A 16402-nucleotide genomic window follows, 5' to 3' on the forward strand; every position below is an offset into this window, starting at 1 on the left:
CTCCCGTGTGCCGCCGGCGACCGCCCGCGGCCCGGGGGCCGCCGGCGTCACGTGCCCGCGGGCTGGCGCACGTTCGCGTTCACCCAGTCGACGATCGCGACCGTGGTGGCGCCGGGGGTGAAGATCTCCGCCACACCGAGCTCCTTGAGCGGCGCGATGTCGGCCTCGGGAATGATCCCCCCGCCGAACACCTTGATGTCCTCGGCCTCGCGCTCCCCGAGCAGTTCGATGACCTTCGCGAAGAGCGTGTTGTGCGCCCCGGAGAGGATCGAGAGCCCGATGGCGTCGGCGTCCTCCTGGATCGCCGTGTCCACGATCTGTTCGGGCGTCTGGTGGAGGCCCGTGTAGATGACCTCCATCCCCGCGTCCCGGAGCGCCCGCGCGATCACCTTGGCCCCTCGGTCATGGCCGTCCAGCCCCGGCTTGGCCACCACTACACGGATCGGACCAGTCACACCCATAACTGCCTCCACACACCCGGCTCCGCCGCAAGTGAACGAACGTTATCTCCAGCATCCCGCACCTGTCCGTTTCGCGGTGGACAGGGAGGGGGAAATCACATGGTGGGACATGTTCGCTATGCGTCGTACCCGTATCGCCCGGCCCACAAGCCGGGCGGGCCCGGCGCAGAGGGAGCCACTTCAGGGCCGCGCCTCCGCGCCGTCAGCCGCACGGCACGGGGGCCCGGCGCCCCTGCCGCCCGAACCGACGCCGGGACAGGAGACCGCGAGAGGCCACAGCTCACACCACAGGCAGCTTGAAGAGGCCCCATGAGGGCATGGCGGGGGACGGATCGCCGTCTCCTGCGATGTCGTACGGAGGTCGGCCCATGAAGGTTCTCCCCTTCCCGCCTTTCTCGCCCCCGAGCTCGGACGCACCGGCTCCGGGCGGGCCGCCCGAGAGCGCGGCCGGACCGCGCGCCCCGGCGGCGGGCACTCCGGAATCAGACGGCGAGCCGTCCGGGCCCGAGCCGCCCCCGGATGCCGGGAACCCCGGCACCGACCCTCCCCGCCTCCCCGCCGCACACCAGCTGTGGAATCTCCGGGCCGGCCTGCACGATCTCGGCGGACTGCGCATGCCCGCCGCCCTGCTCCGGGCCACGGCACTGGAGCTGGCGATTCTCGCCGGGCACATGCTCCTTTACCCCACCGGCCTCACCTCCGAGCGCCCCGGGCCCGAGCACAGCCCGCACACACCCGGCGACCCCGCGGAGGCGGCGCCCGCCGCACGGCTCGCCGCCCCGGGCCCGGACCATCCGCCCGTTCTGCTGCTCCACGGCTTCGCCGACAACCGCTCGGTCTTCGTACTGCTCCGCCGCTCCCTCGCCCGGCACGGCTGGCGCCATCTCGAATGCCTCAACCACTCCCCCCTGACGAGCGACATCCGCACCGCCGCCGAACTGCTCGGCCGCCATGTCGAGGACATCCGCGACCGCACCGGCCGGAACCAGGTCGACATCGTCGGCCACAGCCTCGGCGGGCTGATCGCCCGCTATTACATCCAGTGCCTCGGAGGCGACTTGAGAGTGCGCACCCTGGTCACCCTCGGCACCCCGCACTCCGGCACCAGCGCCGCGCCGCTCGCGAGCGCCCACCCCGTCGTGCGCCAGATGCGCCCCGACTCTGCCGTGATCGAGGAGCTGAGCCGGCCCGCGCCGGACTGCCGCACCCGCTTCGTCAGCTTCTGGAGCGACTTGGACCAGTGGATGAACCCGGTCGAAACCGCCCGGCTCGACCATCCCGACCTGGTCAGGAAGAACATCCGGGTCAGCGGGATCGGCCATCTCGCCCTGCCCGTGCACCCCGCCGTCGCCGCCGCCATCCGCGAGGCGCTGGAGGAAAATGATTCGACAGCGGGCCCCTCGGGAGTCATCTCCGTGGCCTGATCGACACCGAATCTTTCGAACGAATTTCGAACATAGGGCCAAAGCTGTGCCCACACTCCTCCGAAAGACGCTCGAATGCCCGTTTCCTGATTGCTCAAAACCTCAGGAAGATTGTCGCCGTCGCATACCGCCGGGTACAGTCGCGCCACTGGTTCCCCTCTGGGACTCGTGTGCTTCACGGCCCGGAATCCAGGTCCTGCTGCCGAGGCGAGAGAGAAGTTGGTGAACGACCAGCACGCCCACGCCGGGCACGTCGGCAACGACGACTACAGCACCGGCAGCTACGGCACCGATCCGTTCTACGGTGCCCTCCCGGACGGTCAGGCCGGTTACGACGCCGGTCAGAGCGGCCAGTACGACACCGGCCAGTGGGACACGGGTGCACACCCGGTCACCGGCTATCCGGCGTACGACATCCAGGACCAGGGCCATCAGTTCGGCGGACACGAGGCGGGTGGGCAGTACGACACCGCCGCCGGGCAGACCCCCGGCGGGCAGTACGACACCGGCGTTTCCTACGAGGCCACGGGCCAGTGGGACGCGACCGGGTGGGATCACTCCGCACAGACGGGCCAGTTCGAGACCGGGCAGTTCGAGACGGGCCAGTTCGAGGCCGGTCGGTTCGAGGCCGGTCGGTTCGAGGCCGCGGACACGGCTTTCTCGTACGACACCGGCGCGCAGTGGGCGGTACCGGCCTTCGGGACCGGCTCCTTCGACGCCACCGCCTGGAACACGGGTACCGAGACCGGCGCGATGGCCGATGTCCTCGTACCGCAGCAATTCACTCCCGAGCACGAGTTCGGCCAGGAGTTCGGCGCCGAGTTCGCCCCGGAGCTCACGGGTGACGCCATCCCCGAGCAGGCCACCGAGCTGCTTCAGGAAGTCTCCGAGGGCTTCACCGCCGACACTCCGGCTTACGGCTCCGGGTATGAGACGGAGTTCGACTCCGGCGACCTGCGTTCCGAGGACCTCACCGGCGAGGACCTTCACTCCGAAGGACACCTGACGGGACTCACCGAGGAATTCCCCTCGCTCGACGGTGACACCGACTTCGCCGCACCGGTCGGCGCCACCACCGGGGCGGACGACACGCCCGAGTGGGAGCTCGACCCCATCACCGCGGCCGCCCCGATCACACCGCGGCCGGTGCGCCGCTCCGGCGGAAGCGGCAGCCGGGGCCGGCGCCGTACCCCCGCCAAGCGTTCCGCTCTCTTCACCGTCGCGGTCCCCTCCGCCTGTGTCATGGGCGTGGCGGGAATCGCCGCCGCCTCCGTCGGCGATATCACCGGCGGCGAGAGCAAGAAGACCGACAACACCAAGCTGGCCGCGGCCGATGTGGCCGAGACCGAGGCGAAGACAGCCGCCGCGAACAACAAGATGGACACCCAGCTCGCCGCGCTCAACGCGGAGGCCCGGGACTTCGGCGACCGCGCCTCGCGCACCCAGGAGCGCATCGACCTCCAGGTCCGCCAGGAGGCCGACCGGAAGAAGCGCATCGAGGAGGCGAAGCGCCGCGAGGCGCTGCGCCCCAAGTTCGCGCTCCCGGTGAAGAGCAAGGTGCTCAGCACCTACTACGGCGAGTCCGGCGTCAACTGGATGTCGCTCCACACGGGTATCGACTTCCCCCTGTCCTTCGGCGCGAACATCTACGCCGCGACCGACGGCACCATCCGCACCCAGTTCCACAACGCCTACGGCAACATGATCATCCTGACCGCGCCCGACGGCACCGAGACCTGGTACTGCCACCTCAGCAGCGCCAAGATCCGCTCGGGCACGGTCAAGGCCGGCGATGTCATCGGCTACGCCGGCAACACCGGCAACTCCACCGGTGTCCACCTCCACTTCGAGGTCAGGCCCGGGGGCGGCGCGACGGTCGACCCGCTTCAGTGGCTCCGCAGCAAGGACCTCAAGATCTAGGCCGGGCACGGACACAGAACGGCCGCACAGCGATGTCAGCTGTGCGGCCGTTCTCCGTGCGCCGGCCGCGCCGGCGGAGACGGCCGCCGCATCGGCGGCCCTCCCCGCGACAGCGCGGTGCGAACGGGTCAGAGCTTTTCGACCGGCGCGTACCTCAGCAGCAGCTTCTTCGGCTTCGGGTCCCCGAAGTCGATGGTCGCCTGGGCCTCTCCGCCGGTGCCCTGCACCTGGACCACGGTCCCCAGACCGAACTGGTCATGCGTGACCCGATCGCCCACGGCCAGCGAGATCACCGGCTTCTCGGAGGCCGTGCGCCGGGTGGCGAACCCGGCCGCGCCGGTGCGGGTGCGCGAGGAGGGCGCCGACGGCAGCCGCGAACCGAACCCGGAGGTGGGCCCGGCGGGCGCGGCCATCGGGCCGGTCCGCTTCCACTCCAGATGCTTGACCGGGATCTCCTCCAGGAAGCGCGACGGCGGGTTGTACGAGGGCTGCCCCCACGCGCTCCGCATCAGGGCCCGGGTCAGATAGAGCCGCTCACGGGCGCGGGTGATCCCGACATACGCCAGCCGCCGCTCCTCCTCCAGCTCCTTCGCCTGGCCGAGTGCCCGCATGTGCGGGAAGACGCCGTCCTCCATGCCGGTGAGGAAGACAACCGGGAACTCCAGGCCCTTGGCGGTGTGGAGGGTCATCAGGGTGATGACGCCGGAGCCGTCCTCGTCCTCGTCGGGGATCTGGTCGGAGTCCGCGACCAGGGCGACCTGCTCCAGGAATTCGGGAAGCGTGCCCGTGCCCTCGCCCTCCGCACGGCCCTGTTCGAATTCCAGCGCCACCGCGGCCAGTTCCTGGAGGTTCTCGATCCGGGTCTCGTCCTGCGGGTCGGTCGACGCCTGGAGCTCGGCCAGATATCCGGTCCGCTCCAGCACCGCCTCCAGCACCACCGCGGGTCCGGCGCCGGATTCGACGATCGTCCGCAGCTCCTCCATCAGCACATTGAAGCGCTTGACCGCATTGGCCGAGCGGGCCGCCATGCCATAGGCCTCGTCCACCCGGCGCAGCGCCTGCGGGAAGGTGATCCGCTCGCGCAGCGCGAGCGCGTCGATCATCGCCTCGGCGCGGTCGCCGATGCCCCGCTTGGGAACATTGAGGATGCGGCGGAGCGGGACATTGTCCTCGGGGTTGGCCAGGACGCGCAGATAGGCCAGGACGTCCCTGACCTCCTTGCGCTCATAGAAGCGGACCCCGCCGACGACCTTGTACGGCAGCCCGACCCGGATGAAGATCTCCTCGAAGACCCGGGACTGGGCATTGGTGCGGTAGAAGATGGCGACATCGCCCGCCTTGGCGTCGCCCGCATCGGTCAGCCGGTCGATCTCATCGGCGACGAACTGCGCCTCGTCGTGCTCGGTGTCGGCGACATAGCCGGTGATCTGCGCGCCGGTGCCCGCGTTGGTCCACAGATTCTTGGGGCGGCGGCTCTCATTGCGTTCGATGACCGCGTTGGCGGCGGAGAGGATCGTCTGGGTGGAGCGGTAATTCTGCTCCAGAAGGATGGTGGTGGCGTTCGGGTAATCCTCCTCGAACTGGAGGATGTTGCGGATGGTGGCGCCGCGGAAGGCGTAGATCGACTGGTCGGCGTCGCCCACGACACAGAGCTCGGCGGGCGGGAGATCCTCGTACCCCGTGCCGACCAGCTCGCGCACCAGGGTGTACTGGGCGTGGTTGGTGTCCTGGTACTCGTCCACCATCACGTGACGGAACCGGCGCCGGTAGTGCTCGGCGACATCGGGAAACGCCTGGAGCAGATGGACGGTGGTCATGATGATGTCGTCGAAGTCCAGCGCATTGGCCTCGCGCAGCCGGGCCTGGTACATGCGGTACGCCTGGGCCAGGGTCTTCTCGAAGCCGCCCCCGGCGCCTTCCCCCGCCATCTGATCGGCATAGCTCTCCTCGTCGATCAGCTCGTTCTTCAGGTTCGAGACCTTGGCGCTGAAGGACTTGGGAGGGAACTTCTTCGGGTCGAGATCGAGATCACGGCAGACCAGTGCCATCAGGCGCTTGGAGTCGGCCGCGTCGTAGATCGAGAAGGAGGAGGTGAAGCCGAGTTTCTTGGACTCCCGGCGCAGGATGCGGACACAGGCGCTGTGGAAGGTCGAGACCCACATGGCATGGGCGCGCGGGCCGACCAGCTGCTCGACCCGCTCCTTCATCTCGCCGGCGGCCTTGTTGGTGAAGGTGATCGCCAGTATCTGTCCGGGGTGGACGCCGCGGGAGGAGAGCAGATGGGCGATCCGGTGCGTGAGCACCCGGGTCTTGCCGGAACCGGCCCCGGCGACGATGAGCAGCGGCGATCCGGTGTGGACGACGGCGGCGCGCTGCTGGTCGTTCAGACCCTCCAGCAGGGCTTCCGGGTCGATGACGGTCCGCGGCGTGCCGTCGCGGTGGTGGGCGTCCCGGGCCGGGGGTACGTCGAAGGCGCCCTGGAAGAGATCGTCGGGGATCTCCTCCCCGGCATGACCTTCGTGGTCCTCGTGGTCCTCGGGCGGCGGCGGGTGCTCCTCCGGGGTGGATTGGAGGCTCGCCAGGAACTGGTCGTCAAAGAGGCTGCTCATCGCTCTCCGAGTCTAGGCGGCCGCACTGACAACTCGCCGCCGCATTGACGGACCGGAGCACCGGGGATCACCGACGGGCCCGGCGGGACGCGGTGCGGTCGCCCGTCGCGCCCGGTGCGGTCTCAGCTCGGGCACCGTGCGGTCGCCGGCCGGGCGCGCTCCGTCACCGTCACCGCCATCGCCACCGGATCCGCGGACCGGGCCGGGCCGGCTCAGACCCAGACGGTGGCGATGAAGATGTTCACGACGGTCAGGCCGCCGACCGCGGCAAGCAGTCCCTTCTCCACCGTCTCCTCGTCGCGCTTGACGTACACCAGGCCGAGGATCACCACGAGCAGGGCGAGCTTGATGCCGATCTTGATGTTGTTGACCGTCTGACCGTCGGCCTGATTCAGCCCCACCAGCGCCACGCCCGTGATCAGCATCGTCAGCGCGCCGTGCAGCATCGCCGGGGTGAAGCGCGCCGTTCCGGCGGCCATCGCCTTCATCTGGGTGAGGAAGCCGCCCAGCAGCGAGGCGATACCGATGATGTGCAGTGCGACAACAATATTGATGAGTACGTCCATGTCGCGGAGCCTAGACCGCCGGATGTCACCGCCCTCAAGCCAGGTGAGCCTCACCAGGCACATCGGTCACCGGCGTGTGCGGATGACGTCTGTTCCGGCCCTCCCACCGGCAGGAACGGAGCGAATACGGCAACTTCGACCACCTTTGGTCCTTTCGCCGCCCTCCCGTGACCTCCAGGCCTAGCGTCCTGTTGAGATTCGACCCATGGCATGGCGCAGGCAAGGCGGAAGGACGTGGACGCCCTCGTGGCCGTACACCGCAAGCACCGGAAACCCCGGCAGTACCTCTTCGGCGGATCGGCGGCCCGTACCGCCGGATCCCTCGCACTCGCCGGGGCGGCGACCGCGACCGCTTTCAGCGGTACGGGGCACGCCGAGCCCGCGCTCACCCCCGCGCAGATCAGGGCCGAGGCGGACCGGCTGTACCAGGAGGCCGGGGCGGCCACCCAGCGCTACAACAGTGCCCGGGAGCGCACCGCGCGAGCCCAGGTCTCGCTCAACCGGCTGCGCGACGAGGCCGCGCGCGGCATGGACCGGCTCAACTCCACCCGCAACGCCCTGGGCTCGATCGCCACCGCCCAGTACCGCGCAGGAGGCATCGACCCCGGTGTGCGGCTCGCGCTGACCTCCGATCCCGATGAGTATCTGGCGCGGGCCTCCCTCGCCGAACGCGTGGGCGACCGGCAGGCCGCCGCCGTGCGCGAGGTGCGGCAGGGGCTGTCGGAGGCCGGCCGGATCAGGGCGGAGGCCGGTCACCGCCTCGTCGAGCTCGAAGCCGAACGGCGTGAGCTGGCGCGCCAGAGGTCGGCGGTGCGTCGGAAGCTCGCCCGCGCCGAGCAGCTGGTGGGGCGGCTGACCCCGGCGCAGCGCGCCGTGTACAACACCCCGCCCGACCCGGCCGCGCCCGGGACACCCGCGCCCAACCCGCGCGCCGCGCGGGCCGTCGCCCATGCGTACGGCGCTCTCGGCAAACCGTATGTCTGGGGCGCGACCGGCCCCGGCGCCTACGACTGCTCCGGGCTGACCCAGGCCGCCTGGCGGGCGGCCGGGGTCTCGCTGCCCCGCACCACCTATACCCAGATCGACTCCGGCCGGCGCATCGAACGCTCCGCGCTCGCCCCCGGTGACCTGGTCTTCTTCTATCCGGGCATCACCCATGTCGGCCTGTACATCGGCGACGGCAAGATGATCCACGCCCCGCGCCCCGGGGTGCCCATCCGGATCGCGCCGATCGACGAGATGCCGTTCGCGGGCGCGACCCGCCCGGTATGACCGCGCGCGCCGAGCCGGGCGCCGGACCGATTCGGACCACCCGACCGGGATCGCGGCGCGGGCCGGGTACGGGTCCGGCGCGGATACGGCCGGGGCGCGGTACGGGGACCCGGGGCGCGGCGGTGTGCTTCCCGGACCGGAGTGTCCCGGGGCGCGGGTCCCGCAGGTTGGCTCCCGGCGCCGGACGGCTACCCGTGCGCCCGCCGGGCCGCGTAGCCGACGAACACCGTCCATGCCCCGGGGCCCACGCCGACCTCGGGGCCGGGAACGCTCTTGGAATCGCGGACCCGGACGGTCCTGGGGTGGAGGGCGACCTCCACGCACTGTCCGGCGCCGCTGGCGCTGTAGCTGGACTTGTGCCACTCGTGGGCCGCCTCGGTGCACGTGCTGTCCCCGGTGCCGCCGGTACCGGACGTGAATCGGACCAGTTCCCCACTCATAGCTCAGCCACCATCCACTCGATGAATCGCGCCGGCTTCTCGGTGCCGGCCGCCTCCCGGTGGATCATTCCAACGCCGCCGCGCCACCGCACCCGGTTCCCCCGGACCGGGCTCAAGAAGGCCGACGGGCCACCCTGCCACGAGCGGGCTCCACGCCCCCGCGCCGCCTGTGGAGCCATGGACTCCCGGGAATCCCCCCGGCCCCGCACCGTGGCGCGGTGACTGGCCGGATTCACCCCGTCGCCCCGGGTCGCGGGAGACCGGCGGCGCGCGATCCGCCGCCCGCCACCGCCGAGCCCGGCCCCGGTCCGGGCCGGCACCCCGGCGGTCACCGGGTCACCGGGTCACCGGGTCACCGGGTCACCGGGTCACCGGGTCACCGGGTCACCGGGTCACCGGCGGAGTGTCACACCAGCCGGCGGGCGGTCGCCCAGCGGGTGAGCTCATGCCGGTTGGAGAGCTGGAGCTTGCGCAGTACGGCGGAGACATGGGACTCCACCGTCTTCACCGAGATGAAGAGCTGCTTCGCGATCTCCTTGTAGGCATAGCCCCGCGCGATCAGCCGCAGCACCTCCCGCTCGCGCTGAGTGAGACGGTCCAGGTCCTCGTCCACCGGGGGCGCGTCCGTGGAGGCAAAGGCGTCGAGGACGAATCCGGCGAGCCGCGGCGAGAACACCGCATCGCCCTCCTGGACCCGGAAGACCGAGTCGACCAGATCCTTGCCGGTGATCGTCTTGGTGACATAACCGCGCGCACCGCCGCGGATCACCCCGATCACATCCTCGGCGGCGTCCGAGACCGAGAGCGCCAGGAACCGCACGGGATCCTCCGGCGCGGTCATCAGCGACGCACAGCGGCGCAGCACCTCCACACCGCCGCCGCCGGGCAGATGGACGTCCAGCAGGACGACCTCCGGGCGGGTCGCGGTGATCACGGTGATCGCCTGGTCGACATCGGCCGCCTCACCGACGACCTCCACACCCGTGCGCTCGGTCTCCCCGATCTCCGCCTGTACACCGGTCCGGAACATCCGGTGGTCGTCCACGAGCACGACCCGCACCCGGCGTGCCACTCCCCCGGCCTCTGCCTCGGTCGTCATTCGTCCGCCGCCCTCTCCATCTCCAGCTCCACTTCCGTCCCCCCACCGGGAGCCGGGCGGAGCCGAGCCGTCCCGCCGTTGCGCTGCATACGGCCGATGATCGACTCCCTGACGCCCATCCTGTCGTCCGGCACGGAATCCAGGTCGAACCCGGGCCCCCGGTCCCGTACGGACACATAGACCGTACGGCCGTCGACCTCGGCGAAAACCTGGACCGCGCCGCCCTGGCCACCGTACTTGGCGGCGTTCACCATCGCCTCACGCGCGGCCTGTATCTGTGCGGTCAGTCCGTCGTCGAGCGGGCAGTCCCCCACCACCACGACCTCCAGGGGGACACCGTGCTTGTCCTCGACCTCGGCGGCGGCCTTCTTGACGGCGTCGGCGAGGGTGTCGGGTTCCTCGTCCTCGTCCTTGCCGGTGCCCTCCGGTTTGTAGAGCCAGTGCCGCAGCTCGCGCTCCTGGGCCCGGGCGAGGCGGCGGACCTCGCCCGGGTCGTCGGCATTGCGCTGTATCAGGGTCAGGGTGTGCAGAACGGAGTCATGGACATGGGCGGCGACCTCGGCCCGCTCCTGGGCCCGGATGCGCATGGTGCGCTCCTCGGAGAGGTCCTGGGTCATCCGGACCAGCCAGGGTCCGGCGAGCAGGCCGATACCGGCGATGACGGCGATCGCGCCGGTGAGGACATTGCCCAGCTGGGCGGCGGAGCCGCGCACCACCACGAAGACGGTCAGGCCCATCCCGACCAGGGCGGCTCCGGCGAGCCCGCGGGCTATCTGGAACAGCCGCCTGCGGCGGGAGTTCGCCTCGCTCCAGCGGGCACGGCGGGCATTGTCCGCCTGCCGCCACACCAGCACCACACCCGCGCCGATCAGCAGGGTCGGCCAGACATAGCGGTTGGTGGCGCTCTGGGTCTCGATGCTCCCTATGAAGATCGCGGCGCCGATGACCAGCGCGAACATCGCGAAGAGCTGGCCCTTGTCGGGCTTGCGGAGGCGGCGCCGGCCGTCGCCGGTGACCTCGAAGAGCGAGCGCGGTTCGGCGGTCCTGCCGCCGACGCCGAGCGGGACGACGACCCAGAAGACCGCGTACAGCAGAGCGCCGAGGCCATCGGCCATGAAGAGGCCGAAGAAGATCAGCCGGACCCAGATGACGGGCAGGCCGAGATGGCCGGCCAGGCCGCGGGCCACACCGCCGAGGAGACGGCCGTCGGCACTGCGGTAGAGCTTGCGCAGTGATGCGTCCTCCGGCGCCGCGGCGCGGGAGGATGTGGCGGGTCGGGGCGTGGCGACGGGCATGACTCGATCGTCACACGCCCGCGCGGGCGGCGGTATCGGGGACCACCCCTGACGCGACCCTGATCGCGAACCGGGTATCGGGCGGGCGGATATCAGGGACGGGCCAGGGTGGACCCCGGTGCCATCCGCGCCCTGCGGCAGTCACCATGGCTGTATGAAACAGCCGACCACTCCGCACCGGGCGGTACCGGACGGATCCCCCGACGGGCAGCCGGGCGTTCAGCCAGGGACACGCCCACTGCGACGTACGCCCCGCCAGAAGGTTCTGGCCGGTGTCTGCGGTGGGCTCGGCCGGTATTTCGACATAGATCCGGTGATCTTCCGGATAGTGACCGGTGTGCTCGCGGTGACCGGTGGCATCGGCCTGATCTTCTACGGATTCGCCTGGCTCCTGATCCCCCTGGAGGACGAGGAGGAGAACGAGGGCCGCCGGCTGCTGTCGGGCCGGGTCGAGGGGGCCGCGCTCACGGCGGTCTTTCTCGCGCTCATCGGCTGCGGGCTGTTTCTGACGATGCTGGGCAATGGCGGGATGCTCACCTTCGCCGCGCTGCTGGCGCTGACGACGTCCGGGGCCGCCGTGTGGTCACAGCGGCGCCGCACCATCCCGGAGAGCGGTCCGCTCGACCCGGCGGTGGCCCATGCCGTGGCGGATGCCCCGCCGGAGACCAAGGCACCGCCGGCCCCGGAGAGCCCGTCGTGGTGGCGGGACCCCATCGTCAAGGAGACCCCCGCGGGGGTCGGGGCGACCGGATATCTGTGGGGTCCGGAGTCCGCGCTGGGGCCGGACGCGCGGGGCCGCGGGGACGGCTCCACCCCGGCTCCCTCCCGGCGGGTGGATCCTCCCGCCATCGGCGGCGGCATATTCTTCCTGGCCCTGGGGGCGGGTTATCTCGGTGCCCGGCTGAGCTGGGAGAACAGCCCGCTCGGCACCAGTCTCCAGATCGCCCTCGCCTGTGCGCTGGGGGTGTTCGGCCTCGGTCTGATGATCAGCTCGATCCTGGGCCGCACCGGATTCGGCACGATGCTGCTGACGGTGGTCACCGCGGCTCTGCTGGCCGTGTCGGCGGCCCTGCCCAAGGACATCAGCACGGAGTGGGTCCGCAAGGAGTGGAAGCCCGCCTCGGTCGCCGCCGTCAAGCCGGGGTATGAGCTGGAGACAGGGATCGGCACGCTCGATCTGTCGGATCTCAAGGCCCCGGCGGGCGAGACCGTCTCGACCCGGGCGGAGGTCAGAGCGGGTCGGCTGAAGGTCCTGATACCCGAGGACACCCGGGTGCAGCTGCGGGTCACCGCGGATCTGGGAGACATCAAGCTGCCGGGTGACAAGCCCAACGACATCGACATCTCCCCCGGCAAGGAGCGGAAGAAGACCCTCCCCGCTCCCCCGGGAGCCGAGCCGTCGGGGACCTTGGTGCTCCGGCTCGATGTCGGCATAGGACAGGTGGAGGTCACCCGTGCGGCGTCATGAGTACGAGCCCGGGGAGTCCGGGGGCCGGCGGCCCGACGAGCCGGAGGGCAATCGTTTCCCCGGGCTCGGCGGGTCGCGTCCCGGCGCCGGCGGTGGGGTCCGGGCGGCGGTACGGCTCCGGACCGGGGAACGGCGGCCCGGCCGGCGGGTCGCGCACGAGTTCCTGCCGGGCAGGCTCATCGCCGGGCTGACCGCCATCGCCGCGACACTCGTCTACGCGGGCGACGCGGCGGGGTCCTGGCGGACCCCCTGGTATGCCATGGTCCCGCTGGTCCTCGGCGGGCTGTTCCTCGCGGGAGGGGCGGGCGCGTGGCACTACACCGCGCGGCGGCGGCGTGCCGCGAGCAGCGCGTCGGCGGAGAGTGTGGCGGCCCCGGCCAGCACCAGCGGGAGCCAGGCCATGAGGTAGACGAGATCGTTGCCGTAGTAGTAGGGCTCGGTCCGCCAGCTGACCGTGAGCCACAGACTCAGCGAGATCAGCGCTCCGCCCAGGGCGGCGATCCGGGTGAGCAGACCGATCAGCGCGCCGATGCCGACGGCGAGCTCACCCAGGGCGATGGCATAGCCGAAGCCCACGGGGTTCTCCAGGGCGAGATCGACCAGCCACGGGACGGCCGAGGTGTTCCGCACGCCGCGCATCAGATCGCCGATGGAGCCGATCCCGCTGTTCGCCATGAACTGGCTGTCCGTCAGCTTGTCCAGGCCCGCGTAGATGAAAGTGACGCCGAGGAAAATCCGCAGCGGCAGCAGGGCGTGCTCGCGGGCGCGGGCCCGCAGGCCCCCGCCGCCCGTTCCGCCGGAGGAGGTGCGGCCGGGGCTGGTCCGGTGTGTGTCTGTCATGGCTCTTCCCGCCTTCAGTTGACCCGTCAACCGACACTACGTACATCGGCGCCGGAAGGCTCACCCGAAGTGTTCGCACTCGACCACGGGTCGAGCGCCCGACGGAAACGCGCACGGGCGGCCCGCTCGTCGAGCGGCCCGGCGGATACGCCGATGCCGCCGCTCGGTGCGTGAGCGGCGGCATCGGCTCCGGCCCGTCAGGGGCCGGGAACAGCGGTGGGGACTACTCCCACTCGATGGTGCCCGGCGGCTTGCTGGTCACGTCCAGCACCACGCGGTTCACATCCGCGACCTCGTTGGTGATCCGGGTCGAGATCCGCGCGAGCACGTCGTACGGCATCCGGGTCCAGTCGGCCGTCATCGCGTCCTCGGAGGAGACGGGGCGCAGCACGATCGGGTGACCGTAGGTGCGGCCGTCGCCCTGGACACCCACGCTGCGGACATCGGCCAGCAGGACGACCGGGCACTGCCAGATCTCCCGGTCGAGACCGGCGGCGGTCAGCTCCTCGCGGGCGATGGCGTCGGCCTCGCGCAGCAGGTCGAGCCGGTCCTTGGTGACCTCGCCGACGATGCGGATCCCCAGACCGGGGCCCGGGAAGGGCTGGCGCTGGACGATCTCCTCCGGCAGGCCCAGCTCCTGGCCGACCATCCGGACCTCGTCCTTGAAGAGCTGCCGAAGCGGCTCCACCAGCTTGAACTCCAGGTCCTCGGGCAGTCCGCCCACATTGTGGTGAGACTTGATGTTGGCGGTGCCGGTGCCGCCGCCGGACTCCACCACATCCGGGTAGAGGGTGCCCTGGACCAGGAAGGCGACCTCTTCGCCGTCGGCGGCGCCCTCGGCCACGATCTCCGCCTGAGCCTGCTCGAAGACCCGGATGAACTCGCGTCCGATGATCTTCCGCTTCTCCTCGGGGTCGGAGACCCCGGCGAGCGCGGCCAGGAACCGCTCCTGGGCGTCGACCACCTTGAGCTGTACGCCCGTGGCGGCCACGAAGTCCTTCTCGACCTGCTCGGTCTCGCCCTTGCGCATCAGCCCGTGGTCGACGTAGACGCAGGTGAGCTGGGAGCCGATGGCCTTCTGGACGAGCGCGGCGGCAACGGCCGAGTCGACTCCTCCGGAGAGGCCGCAGATCGCCCGCTTGGTGCCGACCTGGGCGCGGATCGCGGTGACCTGCTCGTCGATGACATTGCCGGTGGTCCAGGTCGGCTCGATGCCGGCACCCCGGTAGAGGAAGTGCTCCAGCACCTGCTGGCCGTGAGTGGAATGCATCACCTCGGGGTGGTACTGCACCCCGTAGAGCTTCTTCTCGTCGTTCTCGAAGGCGGCGACCGGCACGACATCCGTGGAGGCGGTGACGTTGAAGCCCTCCGGCGCGGCGGAGCAGGCGTCGCCGTGCGACATCCACACCGGCTGCTCGTCAGGAGTGCCCTCGAAGAGGGTGGAGCCCGACTTGGAGACATGCAGGGGCGTGCGTCCGTACTCGCGCGCCCCCGAGTTGTCGACGGTGCCGCCGAGTGTCGTCGCCATCAGCTGGAAGCCGTAGCACATGCCGAAAACGGGCACTCCGGCCTCGAAGATCTCGCGGTCCAGGCGCGGTGCGCCCTCGGCGTAGACGGAGGAGGGGCCACCGGAGAGAATGATCGCCTTGGGGTTCTTGGCCAGCATCTCGGCCACGGGCATCGAGGACGGGACGATCTCGCTGTAGACCCGTGCCTCACGGACGCGGCGGGCGATGAGCTGGGCGTACTGCGCGCCGAAGTCGACTACGAGTACGACATCGGGCGCGGCAGCGGGAGACGCTGATGACACTGGCGGCCTTCCGGCGGGGGGTTCGGTTCTTCCGATTCTACCGGGGCTGTGGGAGTCGTCGCCGTCTCACCATCCGAACCCGGCTTTGGCCCGGTGCGCTCCCCCGGTCCATACTGTGCCCATGCCCAAGCAGCTGACCTTCCTCTTTACCTATGGCACCCGGCCCGTCCGGTGCCATGGTCGTGCTGCTTGAGCCACTGACAAGCGACTTCCCAGGCGCCCCGGGCCGACAAGGCCCGGGGCGTTCTGCTGTTTCCGGGCCGTGCCGCTCCGGGGCCCGACCGCCCCGAGGAGACCCAGAGATGACCACCACCGGCATGATCACCGGCACCACGACCGCCCCCGCCGCGGGCCCGGCCCGCACATCCGCCGGAATGACCGAGTCCGAGCGGACGGGGGCCCACACCGACGAGGCCGCGAGCCTGATCGCGGGGGCACGAGACCGGATCGACGCGCTCGACGACCGGATCATCGGCCTCGTCCAGGAGCGGATGGCCGTCTCCGCGGTCATCCAGGACGCCCGTATCGCCTCCGGCGGCCGGCGGGTGAACCTCTCCCGCGAGATGGAGGTGCTCGCCCACTTCCGCGCGGCGCTGGGAAAGCCGGGCACCTCCCTCGCCATGACCGTGCTGGAGCTGTGCCGGGGCCGCGTCTGAGACCGGCGGCGAATCCGCGTTCGAGCTCACTCTCACCCATACGGAGCGTGACCACGGGCGCCATGGCTTCGTTGGTCCCCATGTCCGTGTCAGCCAGGGGCGGGCTCCGAAGGAAACCACGCGTGGCTCCGCTGGAGCGTGTGACGCACTCAGGTGCGTCGTGGGACCTCGCACCAGCGCGGGTGACCGGTCGGCAGGGGACAGCAGCCCGGTCACCCCGAAGCGGTCGGTTCCGGGGACGCCCGGAACCGACCGCAATCCGGTCCAAACGGTTGCGCAAGCCGCACTCCGTACAGGACGATGCCAAATGAAGCGCAGTCTCTTCTGCGCAACCCCTCCGAGCGCCCCCGCGCGCCGGACGGACAGAGACCTTTCCCCGCGGCGCACCCCCCGGCGCCGCTCTCGGCACCGCGGCCGCCCTGACGCCGGTGCCGACCGACAAGGGCCCCGCGGACACCGTCCTCCGGGGCCCTTGCTCCGCCCCCGCACCACCCGGTGCGCTGCCCGCCGCCCCGCCCCGCGGCCGGACCGCACACGACCAC

General features: G+C 70.8%; 14 protein-coding genes. 6 read left to right on the forward strand and 8 right to left on the reverse strand.

The features are described from left to right. Positions 1 to 47 precede the first annotated feature (47 nt). Positions 48 to 461, reverse strand: coding sequence for a cobalamin B12-binding domain-containing protein (locus AAFN69_RS09685; RefSeq protein ID WP_347727938.1), 414 nt, complete (start codon positions 459 to 461; stop codon positions 48 to 50). A 614-nt stretch (positions 462 to 1075) separates the two neighbouring features. On the opposite strand from AAFN69_RS09685, the gene AAFN69_RS09690 reads away from it, so the two are divergent. Both AAFN69_RS09690 and AAFN69_RS09695 read left to right on the forward strand, forming a co-directional pair. Beyond that, positions 1076 to 1885 carry an alpha/beta fold hydrolase gene (locus tag AAFN69_RS09690; protein ID WP_347728107.1) on the forward strand — a complete coding sequence of 270 codons (810 nt, stop codon included), beginning with the start codon at positions 1076 to 1078 and terminating at the stop codon, positions 1883 to 1885. A gap of 222 nt (positions 1886 to 2107) precedes the next feature. Further along, a complete protein-coding gene (locus AAFN69_RS09695; RefSeq protein WP_347727939.1) occupies positions 2108 to 3805 on the forward strand; it encodes a M23 family metallopeptidase in 1698 nt (565 codons plus the stop codon). Positions 3806 to 3933: 128 nt separating this feature from the next. Here the strand turns inward: AAFN69_RS09695 and pcrA are convergent, their stop codons facing one another. Further along, the gene (pcrA, locus tag AAFN69_RS09700) at positions 3934 to 6414 is read right to left on the reverse strand and encodes a DNA helicase PcrA (RefSeq protein WP_347727940.1); all 2481 of its coding nucleotides are present in this window, start codon (positions 6412 to 6414) and stop codon (positions 3934 to 3936) included. Between the two features lie 212 nt (positions 6415 to 6626). Further along, positions 6627 to 6980: a hypothetical protein gene (locus AAFN69_RS09705; protein ID WP_347727941.1), complete on the reverse strand. Its 354-nt coding sequence runs from the start codon at positions 6978 to 6980 to the stop codon at positions 6627 to 6629. A 210-nt stretch (positions 6981 to 7190) separates the two neighbouring features. On the opposite strand from AAFN69_RS09705, the gene AAFN69_RS09710 reads away from it, so the two are divergent. Continuing rightward, positions 7191 to 8252 carry an NlpC/P60 family protein gene (locus tag AAFN69_RS09710; RefSeq protein WP_347727942.1) on the forward strand — a complete coding sequence of 354 codons (1062 nt, stop codon included), beginning with the start codon at positions 7191 to 7193 and terminating at the stop codon, positions 8250 to 8252. Positions 8253 to 8440: 188 nt separating this feature from the next. Here AAFN69_RS09710 and AAFN69_RS09715 read toward each other — a convergent pair whose 3' ends face one another. The 3 genes from AAFN69_RS09715 to AAFN69_RS09725 form a co-directional block, all read right to left on the reverse strand. After that, positions 8441 to 8692: a DUF397 domain-containing protein gene (locus AAFN69_RS09715; protein WP_347727943.1), complete on the reverse strand. Its 252-nt coding sequence runs from the start codon at positions 8690 to 8692 to the stop codon at positions 8441 to 8443. Positions 8693 to 9098: 406 nt separating this feature from the next. Next, complete coding sequence (locus tag AAFN69_RS09720; RefSeq protein ID WP_347727944.1) at positions 9099 to 9791, reverse strand: response regulator transcription factor; 693 nt, start codon at positions 9789 to 9791, stop codon at positions 9099 to 9101. Continuing rightward, positions 9788 to 11086 (reverse strand): PspC domain-containing protein, encoded by a 1299-nt coding sequence (locus AAFN69_RS09725; protein ID WP_347727945.1) that lies wholly within the window; start codon positions 11084 to 11086, stop codon positions 9788 to 9790. Before AAFN69_RS09725 ends, AAFN69_RS09720 begins: the two co-directional genes overlap by 4 nt. A gap of 154 nt (positions 11087 to 11240) precedes the next feature. Here AAFN69_RS09725 and AAFN69_RS09730 point away from each other — a divergent pair, with 154 nt between their 5' ends. Then, positions 11241 to 12554 (forward strand): PspC domain-containing protein, encoded by a 1314-nt coding sequence (locus AAFN69_RS09730; protein ID WP_347727946.1) that lies wholly within the window; start codon positions 11241 to 11243, stop codon positions 12552 to 12554. Beyond that, positions 12541 to 12963 (forward strand): hypothetical protein, encoded by a 423-nt coding sequence (locus AAFN69_RS09735; RefSeq protein ID WP_347727947.1) that lies wholly within the window; start codon positions 12541 to 12543, stop codon positions 12961 to 12963. The genes AAFN69_RS09730 and AAFN69_RS09735 overlap by 14 nt, the downstream gene beginning before the upstream one ends. Here the strand turns inward: AAFN69_RS09735 and AAFN69_RS09740 are convergent. Further along, positions 12870 to 13394, reverse strand: coding sequence for a DoxX family protein (locus AAFN69_RS09740; RefSeq protein WP_347727948.1), 525 nt, complete (start codon positions 13392 to 13394; stop codon positions 12870 to 12872). The two genes, AAFN69_RS09735 and AAFN69_RS09740, sit on opposite strands and share 94 nt — an antisense overlap. Positions 13395 to 13617: 223 nt before the next feature. Beyond that, the gene (gene guaA, locus AAFN69_RS09745; protein ID WP_347727949.1) at positions 13618 to 15204 is read right to left on the reverse strand and encodes a glutamine-hydrolyzing GMP synthase; all 1587 of its coding nucleotides are present in this window, start codon (positions 15202 to 15204) and stop codon (positions 13618 to 13620) included. Between the two features lie 302 nt (positions 15205 to 15506). Between guaA and AAFN69_RS09750 the strand changes: the two genes are divergently transcribed. Beyond that, positions 15507 to 15860, forward strand: coding sequence for a chorismate mutase (locus tag AAFN69_RS09750; protein WP_347727950.1), 354 nt, complete (start codon positions 15507 to 15509; stop codon positions 15858 to 15860). The last annotated feature ends 542 nt before the right edge of the window (positions 15861 to 16402 follow it).

Source organism: Streptomyces sp. CAU 1734 (assembly GCF_039888735.1).
GTDB lineage: Bacteria > Actinomycetota > Actinomycetes > Streptomycetales > Streptomycetaceae > Streptomyces.

Coding starts and splice junctions, on each gene's coding strand:
- AAFN69_RS09720 (WP_347727944.1), bottom strand. CDS start 9,791: ATGACGACCGAGGCAGAGGCCGGGGGAGTGGCACGCCGGGTGCGGGTC.
- AAFN69_RS09690 (WP_347728107.1), top strand. CDS start 1,076: ATGCCCGCCGCCCTGCTCCGGGCCACGGCACTGGAGCTGGCGATTCTC.
- AAFN69_RS09725 (WP_347727945.1), bottom strand. CDS start 11,086: ATGCCCGTCGCCACGCCCCGACCCGCCACATCCTCCCGCGCCGCGGCG.
- AAFN69_RS09705 (WP_347727941.1), bottom strand. CDS start 6,980: ATGGACGTACTCATCAATATTGTTGTCGCACTGCACATCATCGGTATC.
- AAFN69_RS09730 (WP_347727946.1), top strand. CDS start 11,241: ATGAAACAGCCGACCACTCCGCACCGGGCGGTACCGGACGGATCCCCC.
- pcrA (WP_347727940.1), bottom strand. CDS start 6,414: ATGAGCAGCCTCTTTGACGACCAGTTCCTGGCGAGCCTCCAATCCACC.
- AAFN69_RS09710 (WP_347727942.1), top strand. CDS start 7,191: ATGGCGCAGGCAAGGCGGAAGGACGTGGACGCCCTCGTGGCCGTACAC.
- AAFN69_RS09715 (WP_347727943.1), bottom strand. CDS start 8,692: ATGAGTGGGGAACTGGTCCGATTCACGTCCGGTACCGGCGGCACCGGG.
- AAFN69_RS09750 (WP_347727950.1), top strand. CDS start 15,507: ATGACCACCACCGGCATGATCACCGGCACCACGACCGCCCCCGCCGCG.
- AAFN69_RS09685 (WP_347727938.1), bottom strand. CDS start 461: ATGGGTGTGACTGGTCCGATCCGTGTAGTGGTGGCCAAGCCGGGGCTG.
- AAFN69_RS09740 (WP_347727948.1), bottom strand. CDS start 13,394: ATGACAGACACACACCGGACCAGCCCCGGCCGCACCTCCTCCGGCGGA.